This is a genomic window from Actinoallomurus iriomotensis, from assembly GCF_030269445.1.
Lineage (GTDB): Bacteria > Actinomycetota > Actinomycetes > Streptosporangiales > Streptosporangiaceae > Actinoallomurus > Actinoallomurus iriomotensis.
This window is the reverse complement of sequence record NZ_BSTJ01000012.1, coordinates 272,655-286,697: the sequence shown is the minus strand read 5'-3', so window position 1 is coordinate 286,697 and position 14,043 is coordinate 272,655. Positions and strand designations below refer to the sequence as shown.

The following is a 14,043-nucleotide window of genomic DNA, read 5'->3' as shown; positions in this document are numbered from 1 at the left end:
GACCGGCGACGCCAAGCCATGCCACGGCCGACCGCGAACCAGCAGAACCGCCCCCGAAACGGCCGATACCGGCCTCGCCCTGGCTGATGTGCTCGTTCCAGTGCCCTCACCACGCGCCGATCCCGGTGTGTCCGGGCTGCCCGGAGAAGCCCTCACGGACTATCGAGCGTTGCAATGACGGTGATACGGGCACGACTCGCGGTTTCACGTCGAGTCCGGCCCGGTGGAACACCTCCGCGAAGCGTCCGGGATCGGCATAGGCGTCCTTCACCCGCACCGTACAGGTGTTCCCATGACGGTCGATCTCCATGGCCGCGTTGGCGGCGGCCGTGGATGACTTCAGGCGAGCTCGGCGACCGTGTCGCCGCGGACCGTCGCGGTGCCGGGCACCGGCTCCGCCGGGTCGGAGCCCAGGGCGATGATCCGGTTGTCGCGGTCGACGTGGACGACCTTCGGCTCGAAGGCGCGGGACTCCTCATCCGTCATGGCCGCGTAGCTCATGATGATGACCAGGTCGCCCGGGTGCACCAGCCGTGCCGCCGCGCCGTTCAGGCCGATCACGCCGCTGCCGCGCGGCCCGGCGATCACGTACGTCTCCAGGCGGGCGCCGTTGTCGATGTCGACCACCTGCACCTGTTCGCCCGCGAGCAGGTCCGCCGCCTCCATCAGGTCCTCGTCGATCGTGATCGAACCCACATAGTGCAGGTCGGCCTGGGTGACCGTGGCCCGGTGGATCTTCGACTTGAACATGGTGCGGAACATCAGCGCGTCTCCGTGGGCGGCTCGGGCGTCAGGTACAGCGGGGTGTTGTCGATCAGATGAGTGGAGCCCACCGTGCCCGCGATGGCGAGGACGGCCGGGCCGACGTACTCCTCGTCGACCTCGTGGAACGTCGTCGGGTCGACCAGCTTCACGTAGTCCAGCTCCAGCGGCGGCTCGGTGTCGGCCGCCTCGTCGAGTACGGCGCGGGCCGCCTTGAGGACCTTGGCCGGCCCGTCCGGCGCGGCCGCCGCCCCCCGGCGCAGGGCCAGCGACAGCGACAGCGCCGTGACCCGCTCCGGCGGCGACAGGTACCGGTTGCGGCTCGACAGCGCCAGCCCGTCGTTCTCCCGTACGGTCGGGCAGGCGTCGATCCACACCGGGACGTTCAGGTCGGCGACCATGCGGCGGATCATCGCGAGCTGCTGGGCGTCCTTCTCGCCGAAGACGGCGATCTCCGGGCGGACCAGGTTGAACAGCTTGAGCACGACGGTCAGCACGCCGTCGAAGTGACCCGGCCGGGACGCGCCCTCGACGATCGTCCCCATCTCGCCCGCGCTGACCGTGACGCCGGTGCTCCGGCCCTCGGGGTACATGGTCTCCACCGTGGGCGCGAAGACCAGCCCGACGCCCTCGTCGGCGCAGACGGCCAGGTCGTCCGTGAGCGTACGGGGATAGCGGTCGAGGTCCTCGTTCGGCCCGAACTGCAGCGGATTGACGAAGATGCTCACGGCCACCGTGCCGGCCAAGCCCCGGGCCCGGCGCATCAGGGACCGGTGGCCCTCGTGCAGCGCGCCCATGGTGGGCACGAGCGCGATCGTCCCGAAAGAGGACCGTGCCGCCGCGAGTTCCTCGCGCGTACGGGCGATCACGAGCGTCATGGCTGCTTCCCTTCGGAACCGCGTTCGGCCAGAGCGTCGAGGAGACGTGATGCGTCGTCGGGCTTCAGGAGACCGGCCGCGAGCGCGCGGTCGGCGGTGAGGCGGGCCAGCGCGACGTACGCGCCGCGCGCCTCGGGTGAGACGCGGCCCAGCTCCTCGACGTGGCCCGCGACCGTGCCGGCGTCACCGCGGGCGACCGGTCCGGTCAGGCCGCGGACGCCGAGCCGCAGGGCGTTGTCGAGGGCGGCGCCGAGCAGCGGGCCGAGCATGCGGCTCGGGTTCTCCACGCCGGCGCGGCCGAGCAGATCCATCGACTCGACGACCAGCGTGACCAGGTGGTTGGCGCCGCCGGCCAGCGCCGCGTGGTAGAGCGTGCGCCGGTCCTCGGGGATCCACACCGGCTCGCCGCCCATCTCCACCACGAGCGCCTCGGCGACCGGCCGCAGCGGCTCGGGCGCGGTCACGCCGAAGGAGATCCCGGCGAGCCGGTCGACGTCGTCGGGCCGCCCGGTGAACGTCATCACCGGGTGCAGCGCCAGCGGCAGCCCGCCGACGCGGGTCGCGGCCTCCAGCACGCCCGTGCCGTACCGGCCGCTGGTGTGGACGAGCAGCTTGCCGCGTACGGTCACGTCGGTGCCGACGAGACCCTCGACCAGGGCGGGCAGCGCGTCGTCGGGCACGGTGAACAGGACCAGGTCGGCGGCGGCCACCACCTCGGGCACCGGCAGCAGCGGAACGCCGGGCAGCCGCTCGCGGACGCGTTCGCGCGAGGCGTCGGAGACCCCGGACGCCGCCACCACGGTGTGGCCGGCCAGGTCGAGCGCCCGGCCCAGCGCCGACCCGACGCGGCCGGCGCCGACAACGCCCACGGCGAGGCGCCCCGGGCGCTGGTCAGAAGTGGTCATTCGTGCGTTCCAGTCCTTCACGGGTACCGGACGGTCCGGCCACAGCCTACCCACGCCGGCGTGATGCCCCTTCTGCGCAGGCTCCCCCGAGCGCACCGGCGGCGTACGGAGATTGTCTCCGTACGCCGCCGGGCGGACCAGGCCCCTCAGTCTGCGGCGAGTGAGGCGACGATGGACGCCCGCGCCGCCCGGCGGCTCGGTATGACCGCGGCGAGCAGCCCCGCGACCCCGGCGACGAGGACGAACGCGAGGACCCGCACCGCCGGGAAGCCGAGGACGGCCCCGGAGGCCACCGCACTGATCGCCGCCCAGCCGAAGCCGGTGCCCAGGACGACGCCGAGCAGCGCCCCGATCACCGCCATGATCACGGCCTCCAGCGACAGCATCCACCGCAGCCCGCTCCGGGTCAGGCCGAGTGCCCGCAGGAGCGCCGACTCACGCGTGCGCTCGACCACCGAGAGGGTCAGGGTGTTGGCGATGCCGATCAGCGAGATGATGATCGCCAGTCCGAGCAGGGCCCCCACCAGCAGGAACAGCTGGTTGAACGCCTTGGTGAACTGGGCCTTGACGTCCGCCAGGCTGCCCACCTTGACCATCGGGTACGCCTTGGTGGCGTCGTTGATCACCTGGCGGGACGCGTCGGCGGACACGCCGTCCTTGGCCATGACGTAGATCTCGGAGTCGTCCTTGGCGCCGAAGGTGCGGTCGAAGTCCGCCTCGTTGACCGTGATGTTCGGGATCTGGGCCTCGCCGGAGAAGACCGCGGCCACCCGTACGAGAAGCCGGTGGCCGCCATCGGTGACGGTGATCTGCCGGCCCACGCCGACGCCGAAGCGCTTGGCCGTGTCCTCGTGCAGCGCGGCCGTGCCCGGACGCAGGTCGGTGATCGAGCCGGCGACGAGCTTGGGCTTGACCGAGCGGCCGAGCGCGTGACCCGTGACCGTGCCGACGCTCGCGTCGCGCCCGTCGACCTGCGCGTCCGTCGACTCGCGCACCTCGATGACGTCGGCCAGCTGCGGCTTCGTACGCAGGGTCGCGGCGGCCTGCCGGGGAATGAGCTGCCCGCCGGCCGTGGTGAGCTGGTAGTCGACCGGGAACTGCTCGGCGAGCTGGGCGGTCGCGGTCGCCTGCGTCGAGGCCAGTGCGACCGAGAACGTCGTCATCAGCGTGACGCCGACGGTGAGCGCGATGGTGGTGATCGCCGCGCGCTTGGGGTTGCGGCCGGCGTTGTCCCGCGCGAGCCGGCCGGGCACGCCCAGCAGCCGCGCGGGCAGCCAGCCGACCAGGCGGCTGAGGCGGCGGACGATGAACGGGCTGAGCCCGATCACGCCGAGGAAGACGAGCAGCGCGCCGGCGAGCACCATCAGGAACGGCCCCTGGCCCGCCTTGGACAGCAGCGCCAGGGCGATGAGCCCGAGGCCCGCGACGGCCGGCAGCCCGCCGAACACCATGCGCAGGACGCCCGCGCGGCCCTTGACCGGGCCGTCCACCTGGCTGCGCAGCGCGGCCACAGGCGGCACGCGGGTGGCGGCGCGGGCCGGCAGCAGCGCGGAGACGAGCGTGACGACCAGGCCGATGACGAGCCCGACGACGACCGGCGTGACCGAGACGGTCAATGAGCCGGACGAGGTGTTGTCGGCGGAGGCGAACAGCGTGGCACCCCCGGCGCCCAGGCCGATGCCCACGAGCACGCCGAACGCGGAGGCGACCAGGCCGACGATCGCCGCCTCGATGAGGACCCCGCGGAACACCTGGCCCCGCGTCGCGCCGACGCAGCGCAGCAGCGCCATCTCGCGGGTCCGCTGGGCGATCAGGATGTTGAACGTGTTGTAGATGACCAGCGCCGCGACGAACAGCGCGACGATGGCGAACGCCAGGAAGAACACCGTCAGGTTCCCGGTCGAGACGCCGGAGGACTTGGCCATCCGGTCGGCGAGCCGGGCGCTGGTCAGCACGTCGTAGTCGCCGCCGGCGGTCCGCGCCACCGCGTCGCGCAACCGGGCGTCCGTGGTGCCCGGCGCGGCCTTCAGGTCGATCTCGGTGTAGCCGCGCTCGCCGGTCATCGCGGTGGCGGTCGCGGCGGTGAAGCCGACCGCGCCGCGGTAGCCGATCTCCTGGTCGATCCCGAAGTCGGCCAGCCCCGAGACGGTGAACGAGTGCGGGTGCCCCTGCTTGTCGAGCACCGAGACGGTGTCGCCCACCTTGTAGCCGGTGCGCCGGGCGGTGCTGGTGTCCAGTACGGCCGTGTCCGGCCCGGACGGCGCCCGGCCGGCCTTCAGGGTGTAGCGCTGGAGGGCGCCCGTGGACAGGGACACGCCCGCCGTGCCGTTGTCCCCGTAGACCTTGCCGTCCTTGCCGACGAGCGGGGCCGTGCCGCGGACGAGGCCCTGGGCGTCCTGGACACCGGGCACGCTCCGCAGGCGGGACAGCAGCGCGGGCGGCAGGCCGCTGTCGTCCGAGCCCTGCTTGGCCAGGACGGCGACCGAGACCTTGTCGGCGGAGGCGGTGAACTGCTGGTCGAAACCGGTTCGCATCGTGTCGGTGAGCACGAACGTGCCGGAGACGAACCCGACGCCGAGCGTGATGGCCAGCGCGGTGAGCACCAGCCGCAGCAGGTGGGCGCGGAGCCCGGCCAGAGTGGTCTTCAACATCTCAGGCCTCCAGCTGCTTCAGCGCGTCCAGGACGGTCTCCGGCGTCGGCTGGGCGAGCTCGGCCCGGATCAGCCCGTCGCGCAGGAACACCACGCGGTCGGCGAACGAGGCCGCGACCGGGTCGTGGGTGACCATGACGATGGTCTGGCCCATCTCGCGGACCGACGTGCGCAGGAAGCCGAGCACCTCGGTGCCGGAGCGGGAGTCGAGGTTGCCGGTCGGCTCGTCGGCGAAGATCACCTCGGGGCGGTGCAGCAGGGCGCGGGCGCAGGCGACGCGCTGCTGCTGGCCGCCGGACAGCTCGCTCGGCCGGTGCGAGAGCCGGTCGCGCAGGCCGACCGCGGAAATGACGTGGTCCATCCAGGCGCGGTCGGGCTGCCGGCCGGCGAGTTCGAGGGGCAGCAGGATGTTCTGCTCGGCCGTGAGCGACGGCAGCAGGTTGAAGGACTGGAACACGAAGCCGAGGCGTTCACGGCGCAACCGGGTGAGCTGCCGGTCCGACATACCGGTGATCTCCACGTCGCCGAGGCGGACCGAGCCCTGGTCGACCGTGTCCAGCCCGGCCAGGCAGTGCATGAGGGTGGACTTGCCGGAGCCCGACGGCCCCATGATCGCGGTGAAGGCGCCCCGGGCGAACGCCACCCGGATCCCGCGCAGGGCGTGGACGGCGGCGTCTCCGGAGCCGTACACCTTGGTCACATCGGTGGCGACGACGGCCGGCGGGGCATTGACAGCGGTGCTGATCACGGGTGACTCCTAAGTCATGAGCGGAACGTGATCAAAGCTAGGGACGGGAGGGCCCGCTGCCATCGCCCTCGCGGCCATCGTCATGTCGGCCCGCACGTTGATCCGGGATGCGACCTGAGACGTACGAGACCCCCGCGCGATCGTTCGCGCGGGGGTCTCGGCGGATGCGACGGCTACGTCAGGAGTCCCAGTGGTAGCCGTGGTGGTGCGCCCCGTACCCGACCGCGGCGCCGCCGCGGCATCCGGCGCGTGCGCCGCCGATGACCGCGATGGCGTTGCCGCAGACGTTCACCGGGATGGAGATGGGCACGTTGACCTGGTTGCCGCCCAGGATGCTGCCGTCTCCACTGGTGTTGTTGATGCCGGCGTTGGCCGGCGAGGTGAACACGAGGGCGCCGGACACGGCGGCCGCGACCACTCCGGCCGCGGTGAGCTTCTTGAGCACGTGAATCCTCCCGTACATGGAGATTCGCGACCACCTGTGACGTGGCCGATACGTACGGTAGTTATCCAGGGACTCTCAGCCAATGGCAATGGAACGGCCGGGCGCGTGATGTAATCGTTACGCTTCGTGACTAGCTCTGACCGCTTTTGATGAGGCCCGTCTCATATGCGAAGACCACGGCCTGCACCCGGTCCCGCAGGTCCAGCTTGTTGAGAATGCGCCCGACATGCGTCTTCACGGTCGCCTCCGAGACGTACAGCGTCCCGGCGATCTCGCCGTTGGACATGCCGCGCGCGACGAGCTTGAGGACCTCGGCCTCACGCGCCGTGAGCGACTCCAGGGCCGCGTCGGTGGTGCCGTCCTTGTCGGGGATGTGCTCCACGAACCGGTCGATGAGCCGGCGCGTGGTGCTCGGCGCGACCACGGCGTCACCGGAGCTGACCGCGCGGATCGCCTCGATGAGCTGCTCGGGCCCGGCGTCCTTGAGCAGGAACCCGGCCGCGCCCGCCTTGAGCGCCGAGAAAGCGTACTCGTCCAGGTCGAACGTGGTCAGGATGATCACTTTGGGGCAGTCGGGGCGCGAGCAGATCTGCCGGGTCGCCTCGATGCCGTCCATGCGCGGCATGCGCACGTCCATCAGCACCACGTCCGCCGACGTCGAGCGCAGCACCTCCAGCGCCTGCCGTCCGTCGGACGCCTCGCCGGCGACCTCGATCTCGGGCTGCGCGTCGAGCACCATACGGAACCCGGTACGGACGAGCTCCTGGTCATCGACCAGCAGCACTCGAATCACGAGCCCTCCTTCGTCGGGAGAGCGACCACAGATGCGTGCTCATCGGTTCGCTCGCTCCGCTCGCTCACGGGCACCGACCTCCTGTCTCGCCGACGACTCACGCACCGGCATCCGCGCGACGACCTCGAAGCCGCCGCCCCGCGCCGGTGCGGTGGTCACCTCTCCTCCGTAGACCGCGACCCGCTCACGCATGCTCACCAGGCCGTGGCCGCGCCCGTCCGAGAACGTCACGCCGCGTCCGTCGTCGCGGATGCGTAGTTCGACCGCTCCGTCACCGTAGTGCAGTTCGACCTTCGCGGTGGCCGAAGGACCCGCGTGTTTCATGACGTTGGTGAGGGCCTCCTGCGCGATCCGGAAGATGGCCAGCTCCATGCCGCCGGGCAGCGGGACCTTCGCCCCGCCGATCGTCAGCTCGACCGGCAGCCCGGTGGAACGGATCTGCTCCACCAGGTCCGGGAGCTCGTCGACGCCGGGCTGCGGCGCGAGAGCGGCCTGGCCGTCGCCCTCGCGCAGGACGCCCAGCATCCGGCGCATCTCGGTGAGCGCCGACCGTCCCGTGTCGCCCACCGCCCGCATCGCCCGCTTGGCGCGCGCCGTGTCGGTGTCGATCGCGTACGAGGCGCCGTCCGCCTGGATCACCATCACGCTGATGCTGTGCGCGATGACGTCGTGCATCTCGCGGGCGATCCGCGCGCGCTCGGCCGCGGCGGCCACCTCGGCCTGCGCGTCGCGTTCGCGTTCGAGCCGGCGGGCGCGCTCCTCGAGGCTGAGGGTGTACTTGCGCCGCGTGCTGATGTACAGGCCGCACAGCCAGATCGCCGACAGGCCGACGGAATCGGGGATCAACGCCCGCCACGAATCCTGGGGAATGGGCTGGCCGACCAGCTTCCCGATCGCCAGGACGAAGCCCAGGAAGTTGACCAGCAACGTGGCGAGCGCCCACCGGAAGGCGCACTGCGCCGCGACGGTGTACATCGCGACGAGTAGCGGGAAGTCGCACGTGGAGATGTTGACGCCGACCAGCCACTGGACGAACGCCACCGCGGCGATCACCGCGAACACCGCCCGTGGCCACCGGCGGCGCCAGACCAGCGGCAGGCACATCGCGACGGCGAGCGCGAGGTTGCCGAGGAACGGGATCGATCGGGTGATGCCGTCCGGTGTCGTCGCGATCCACCGGCTCCGCACGAGCACCGCGAGCGCCAGGAACGGCAACATCAACAGGGTGTCGACGAACCGCTGGTGCTGCCTCAGCCAGGCGAACAGTCGGGGGACCATCGCCCAAGCGTATTTAGCCTCCGGTTCGACGCGCGTCAGTCCCAGGTCGGAGCGGCGTACGACCTGGGGAGCACGCGATACGGTCAAGATGTGAGTCAGGTCGGATGGCGGACGGCGATGGAGCGCGCCCTGTACGGGGCGGACGGCTTCTACACCCGCGGCGAACGGCCCGCGGCCCACTTCCGCACCTCGGTGCACGCCTCACGGCGCTTCGCGCACGCGATCGCCCGGCTGGTCACCGACATCGACGACGCGCTGGGCCGGCCCGCGCGGTTCGACCTCGTCGACGTGGGCGCCGGCTCCGGCGAGCTGCTCGCCGAGATCCACGCGGCGGCCGCACTGGACGGGCGGCTACGGCCGATCGCCGTGGAGGTCGCCCCGCGCCCCGCCGGGCTGAGCCCGGCGATCGAGTGGCGCGACCGGCTGCCGGACACCGTCACCGGCCTCGTCATCGCCAACGAGTGGCTCGACAACGTACCGCTCGACGTCGTCGAACTCACCGGCGACGGGCCACGGCTCGTCGTGGTCGACCCCGGCACGGGCGCCGAGGTTCCGGGCCCGGCGCCCTCGCCCGAGGACGCCGCCTGGCTGGAGCGCTGGTGGCCGCTGCGCGAGCCCGGCGACCGCGCGGAGATCGGCCGGCACCGCTGCGCCGCGTGGGCGGCGGTGATCGAACGCCTGCGGGCCGGGGTGGCCCTGGCCATCGACTACGCCCACGAGCGCGGCCGGCGCCCGACGTACGGCACGCTCACGGGCTACCGCGACGGCCGATGCGTCTCCCCCGTGCCCGACGGGTCATGCGACATCACCGCGCACGTCGCGCTCGACGCGTGCGCCGACGCGGGCGAGCACGCCGGCGCCACGGCGACGCTGCTCACCACCCAGCGCGCCGCGCTGCGCGCCCTGGGCCTGCACGGCGTCCGGCCGCCGCTGGACCTGGCCCACACCGACCCGCGCGGCTACCTCCATGCCCTGCGCGCGGCGGGCGAGGACGCCGAACTGATCGACCGCGAGGGCCTGGGCGGGTTCGGCTGGCTGGTCCAGGCGGTCGGCGTCGAGGTGCCCCGCGCGCTGGCCGCTACACGACGACGGGAAGCGACTCCAGGCCGCGCAGGATGAAGCCCGGCTTCCACGTGGGTTCGGCTGTCGGACGCAGGTCCGGGGCCGCGCGTAGGAGGGCGGCCATCGACTCGGCCAGCTCGATGCGGGCCAGTGGTGCGCCCAGGCAGAAGTGGATGCCCGCGCCGAAGCCGATGTGCGGGTTCGGGGCGCGCGACAGGTCCAGCGAGTCGGGGTTCGCGAAGACGTCCGGGTCGCGGTTGGCGGAGGCGAACTGCAGCGCCACCTCCGCGCCGCGTGGCACGTGCACCCCGGCCACCTCGACGTCCTCCAGCGCCCACCGCTCGAACATCGGCGCCGGTGTGTCGTAGCGCAGCAGCTCTTCGACCGCGGTCGGGATCAGGTCGTGGTCGGCGCGCAGCCGGGCGAGCTCGCCCGGGTCGCGGAACAGGGCCCACCAGGCGTTGCCCGTGGCGTTGACGGTCGCCTCGTGGCCGGCGTTGAGCAGCAGCACGCAGGTGCCGACCAGCTCGTCCTCGGTCAGCCCGTCGACGGCGGCCAGCGCGCCGATCAGGTCGTCGCCGCGCGGACGCCGGGCGAGGCCGCGCAGGTAGTCGGAGAACTCCACCGCCGCGCGTACCGCCGTGTGCTGCGTCTCCTCGGCGGGGTTCAGCTCGTACATGCCGCAGATGTCGGCCGACCAGGGACGGAGCAGGTGCCGGTCGCTCTCGGGGATGCCGAGCATCTCGGCGATCACCGTCACCGGCAGCGGCTCGGCCACGTCGGCGAGCAGGTCGCCTCCGCCGCGGTCGACGAGCCCGCGGACCAGGCCCTCGGCGAGCTCGCGGACGCGCGGGCGCAGCCCCTCGACCATCCGGGGAGTGAACGCCTTGGACACGAGACGCCGCAGCCGGGTGTGGTCGGGCGGCTCGACGTCGAGCATCCCCGCGCGGATGAGGTTCCAGAACGGCGCGAGGAACTCCGGCTCCGGTGGCCGCCCGAACTCCTCGTGGGTCGCGACGTGCAGGTACGACCGGCCGAGGCGGCGGTCGCGCAGCAGCGCGCTCACGTCCGCGTGGCGGGAGACCACCCACTGGCCGGTCGGCTCGTCGAAGAAGACCGGCCGCTCGCGCCGCAGCACCTCATAGACCGGGTACGGGTCGGCCACGAACTCGGGAGACCACGGGTCGTACCTCATGTCAGGTCGCCCATCGGTCGGTGCGCTGGTCGGTGGCGCGCGCTCGGTGCGCCCGTCCGGCGGCGGACTCCACGATCGCCCGGGCCTCGCCCAGCTCGCGATTCTCGGCGGCCACCTGGACCGGGCCGGGCGGCGCGTCGACGTGGACGGTGCCCAGGCCCAGCAGCCGCTGGAGCGGCCCCGACGTCATGCGTACGCTCTGCGCCCGCGCGTGGGGGATGACGTCGAGCCGCCGGCACAGCCGGCCTCGCTGGGTGACGAAGACGGCGTCGTCGGTGCCGGCCGCGCTCCGGCCGAACGGCGAGCGCAGCCACGACCGCGGCGCGGGCAGCAGCCGCACGGCCTCCGCGTTGGTGCCGGGGAAGACCAGGCCGACGAGGTGGAAGGCGACCCGGCGCGGCGCGACGGGCAGCAGCACCGAGGACAGCACCTGGCGGTCGCCGACGTACCCGGCGACGGTGACGTCGAGCCGCGCCCAGCCGAAACCGCGCCACAGCAACGGCTCGACCACGCGCACCGCCTGCACCCGGCCCGGCGGCACGGTCTGCATCCGCGTCTCCATCAGCCCGTACCGCAGGCGCAGCCCGTCCGGTGACAGCGCGGCCTTGAACCCCGTGTGCATGACCAGCGGCGCGACCACGCCGCGTGCCAGGCCGAGCAGCACCGGCAGCGCCGCGGCGAGCACGCCCAGCTCGCGGAAGACCACGCCGAACGCCAGCAGCGCCACCAGCAGCGCCAGGCCGCCGATGACCGGGAGCTTGAGCAGCTGGGAGCCGAGCAGCGGGCCGAAGAACACCCGCCAGTACGGCTGCTCGGGCGCCTCGGGCGTGTGGCCGGGCAGCCCGGCGGCGCGCGCCAGCAGCTCGGCGCGCAGCTGCTCGGCCATCGACCGGCCGAGGTAGCGGAACCGCGTCTCGGCCTGGTCGCCGCCGGCCAGCTCCACGCGGACCTCGGCGAGCCCGAACACGCGCGTGACGAGCGGGCGCACGACGTCGACCGCCTGGATGCGCGACAGCGGAACCCGGCGGTTGCGGCGGCGGACGATGCCGGTCTCGACCACCAGGTCGTCGCCGGAGATGTGGAACTTCAGCGACCACCAGGTCCAGAAGCCGATGATCGCCGCGACCGCCGCCACCGGCATCATGATGAGCAGGAACCGCGCGATCGACCGCGGCGTGAGGATCACCTCGACGCCGTCGGCGGTCTGGCCGAGCAGCAGCGTGTAGCCCCCGAGCACGAACACGATCACCAGGACGGACAGCGCGCTGATCACCGCGGTGGACACGTGGAGGCGGTGCACGCCGCGCGAGAAGTGCACCGGCGGCGGAGGCGGCGGCGGCCCGTACGGAACCGGGCCATACGGGACCGGCCCGTACGGCGGGCCCGGTGGCGGTCTGAAGAAGGGTGGGCCGTACGGCCCGTAGCCCGGGGGTCCGGCGTTCAAAGCCCGATCGACCTCGATTCACCCTTCTGGGCGAGCCGGTCGCGCAGCACGGCGGCGTCACGGGCGGGCAGGCCGGGGATCCGGGCGTCGGTGGCCGCCGCGGCGGTGTGCAGCCGCACGGTCGCCACGCCCAGCCACTGCTCCAGCAGCCCGGCCGTCACGTCCACGTACTGCATCCGGCCGTACGGCACGACGACGAGGTGCTTGACGAAGAAGCCGTGCGTGACGAGCAGGTCGTCGGCCCGCTCGGCGAACCCCCAGGAGCGGTAGACCAGCTCGGCCACGATCCAGCCCATCCCGCACGCGACCACGATCACCGCGAGCCAGATCAGGCCGCCGAAGAGGCCGGTCGTGCGGGCGAGGACGAACGCGCCGACGATCGTGACGGGCAGCGCCCACAGCAGCACGGCGATGCGCCGGTGCCAGGTCAGCCGGGGCGACACACGGGCCCACACCATGCCGGCCGGCGGGTCGAAGGCCTGCTCGGCCCGGCCGCCGATCGGCACCGGCGACGGACCCGGCGGCCCGGGCGGCGCCGGGGACGGGGGCGACGGGGGTGACACGAACGGCGGCGCGGGCACGCCCACGTGCGGCAGAATCTGCGGACTGCCGGGCGGCATGTCCCGCGGCTCGCGTGCGGGCGGCTGGCTCTCGTTCATCGAAGCCAAGTCAACCTCAACCGGCCCGCGTTCCGCGACACCCTGGGCATGGCACGATGGGCGTTGTGAGCACCGAGCGCATTGTGGGCGTCGGGTCGGGGGTCAAGGACCTCGCGACCGAGGACATGACGCTCAACATCGGTCCGCAGCATCCGTCGACCCATGGCGTTCTCCGCCTGCGCATCACGCTCGACGGCGAGCGCATCGGCGCGGCGGAGCCGATCATCGGGTACATGCACCGCGGCGCGGAGAAGCTGTTCGAGGTCCGCGACTACCGCCAGATCATCGTGCTGGCCAACCGGCACGACTGGCTGTCGGCGTTCGCGAGCGAGCTGGGCGTCGTCATCGCGGTCGAGCGGATGCTCGGCATGGAGGTGCCGGTCCGCGCGGTCTGGGCCCGCACTCTGCTGGCCGAGCTCAACCGCGTGCTGAACCACCTGATGTTCCTCGGCTCCTATCCGCTGGAGATCGGCGCGATCACGCCGATGTTCTACGCCTTCACCGAGCGGGAGCAGCTGCAGCACGTCATGGAGGAGATCTCCGGCGGCCGCATGCACTACATGTTCAACCGCGTCGGCGGGCTGAAGGAGGACCTGCCGGCGGGCTGGCTGGGCCGGGTGAGCGAGGCCGTCGCCGCCGTACGCCGCGGGGTCGGCCAGATCGACCGGCTCATCATGGACAACGAGATCTTCCGCGCCCGCACGCGCGGCGTGGGCGTGCTGACCCGCGAGCAGGTCGAGCAGTTCGGCGTGTCCGGGCCGATCGCGCGGGCGGCGGGCGTCGACTTCGACCTGCGGCGCGACGAGCCGTACCTCGCGTACGGGGAGCTGGCCGACGTGCTGCGCGTCCCGGTGCGGAGCGAGGGCGACTGCCTGGCCCGGTTCGAGTGCCTGCTCGACCAGGTGCACGTCTCGCTGGACCTGGCCGACGCCTGCGTCGAACGCCTGGCGGCGCTGCCGCCGGGCCCGATCAACCAGCGCCTGCCGAAGGTGCTGAAGGTCCCGGAGGGTCACACCTACGCCTGGACCGAGAACCCCCTCGGCATCAACGGCTACTACCTGGTCTCCCACGGTGAGAAGACGCCGTGGCGGCTCAAGCTCCGCTCGGCCTCGTTCAACAACATCCAGGTGCTGACCGAGATGCTGCCCGGCAACCTGGTGGCCGACATGATCGCCATCCTGGGCTCGATGTTCTTCGTGGTCGGCGACATCGACAAGTAGCCC

14 protein-coding genes are annotated in these 14,043 nt (G+C 72.4%); 2 read left to right on the top strand and 12 right to left on the bottom strand.

Annotated elements, in window-relative coordinates:
* Window positions 1–106: 106 nt before the first annotated feature.
* The 9 genes from QSK37_RS40240 to QSK37_RS40200 form a co-directional block, all read right to left on the bottom strand.
* Window positions 107–310 (bottom strand): hypothetical protein, encoded by a 204-nt coding sequence (locus QSK37_RS40240; RefSeq protein ID WP_285631850.1) that lies wholly within the window; start codon window positions 308–310, stop codon window positions 107–109.
* Window positions 311–339: 29 nt separating this feature from the next.
* Complete coding sequence (gene panD / locus QSK37_RS40235; RefSeq protein WP_285631847.1) at window positions 340–762, bottom strand: aspartate 1-decarboxylase; 423 nt, start codon at window positions 760–762, stop codon at window positions 340–342.
* On the bottom strand, window positions 762–1,640 hold the full coding sequence (gene panC / locus QSK37_RS40230) for a pantoate--beta-alanine ligase (RefSeq protein ID WP_285631844.1): 879 nt from the start codon (window positions 1,638–1,640) through the stop codon (window positions 762–764). Before panC ends, panD begins: the two co-directional genes overlap by 1 nt.
* Window positions 1,637–2,545, bottom strand: coding sequence for a Rossmann-like and DUF2520 domain-containing protein (locus QSK37_RS40225; protein WP_285631841.1), 909 nt, complete (start codon window positions 2,543–2,545; stop codon window positions 1,637–1,639). The genes panC and QSK37_RS40225 overlap by 4 nt, the downstream gene beginning before the upstream one ends.
* Before the next feature lie 146 nt (window positions 2,546–2,691).
* Window positions 2,692–5,196 carry an ABC transporter permease gene (locus QSK37_RS40220; protein ID WP_285631839.1) on the bottom strand — a complete coding sequence of 835 codons (2,505 nt, stop codon included), beginning with the start codon at window positions 5,194–5,196 and terminating at the stop codon, window positions 2,692–2,694.
* A 1-nt stretch (window position 5,197) separates the two neighbouring features.
* Window positions 5,198–5,944, bottom strand: coding sequence for an ABC transporter ATP-binding protein (locus tag QSK37_RS40215; RefSeq protein ID WP_285631836.1), 747 nt, complete (start codon window positions 5,942–5,944; stop codon window positions 5,198–5,200).
* 178 nt (window positions 5,945–6,122) lie between these two features.
* Window positions 6,123–6,389 (bottom strand): chaplin family protein, encoded by a 267-nt coding sequence (locus tag QSK37_RS40210; RefSeq protein ID WP_285631834.1) that lies wholly within the window; start codon window positions 6,387–6,389, stop codon window positions 6,123–6,125.
* 130 nt (window positions 6,390–6,519) lie between these two features.
* A complete protein-coding gene (locus QSK37_RS40205; RefSeq protein ID WP_285631831.1) occupies window positions 6,520–7,182 on the bottom strand; it encodes a response regulator in 663 nt (220 codons plus the stop codon).
* A 39-nt stretch (window positions 7,183–7,221) separates the two neighbouring features.
* Window positions 7,222–8,460: a sensor histidine kinase gene (locus QSK37_RS40200; protein WP_285631828.1), complete on the bottom strand. Its 1,239-nt coding sequence runs from the start codon at window positions 8,458–8,460 to the stop codon at window positions 7,222–7,224.
* A 90-nt stretch (window positions 8,461–8,550) separates the two neighbouring features.
* On the opposite strand from QSK37_RS40200, the gene QSK37_RS40195 reads away from it, so the two are divergent.
* A complete protein-coding gene (locus tag QSK37_RS40195; RefSeq protein WP_349498028.1) occupies window positions 8,551–9,579 on the top strand; it encodes an SAM-dependent methyltransferase in 1,029 nt (342 codons plus the stop codon).
* On the opposite strand, the gene QSK37_RS40190 is transcribed toward QSK37_RS40195, so the two are convergent.
* The 3 genes from QSK37_RS40190 to QSK37_RS40180 all read right to left on the bottom strand — a co-directional run bounded on the left by QSK37_RS40190 (window position 9,539) and on the right by QSK37_RS40180 (window position 12,820).
* Entirely contained in the window at window positions 9,539–10,717 is a 1,179-nt protein-coding gene (locus QSK37_RS40190) for a cytochrome P450 (protein ID WP_285631825.1), read from the bottom strand. The two genes, QSK37_RS40195 and QSK37_RS40190, sit on opposite strands and share 41 nt — an antisense overlap.
* A 1-nt stretch (window position 10,718) precedes the next feature.
* Entirely contained in the window at window positions 10,719–12,002 is a 1,284-nt protein-coding gene (locus QSK37_RS40185; RefSeq protein ID WP_285578287.1) for a PH domain-containing protein, read from the bottom strand.
* 155 nt (window positions 12,003–12,157) lie between these two features.
* Window positions 12,158–12,820 (bottom strand): PH domain-containing protein, encoded by a 663-nt coding sequence (locus QSK37_RS40180; RefSeq protein WP_285631822.1) that lies wholly within the window; start codon window positions 12,818–12,820, stop codon window positions 12,158–12,160.
* A gap of 65 nt (window positions 12,821–12,885) precedes the next feature.
* Here QSK37_RS40180 and QSK37_RS40175 point away from each other — a divergent pair, with 65 nt between their 5' ends.
* Window positions 12,886–14,040, top strand: a complete 1,155-nt coding sequence (locus QSK37_RS40175; protein WP_285578285.1) for an NADH-quinone oxidoreductase subunit D — start codon at window positions 12,886–12,888, stop codon at window positions 14,038–14,040.
* The last annotated feature ends 3 nt before the right edge of the window (window positions 14,041–14,043 follow it).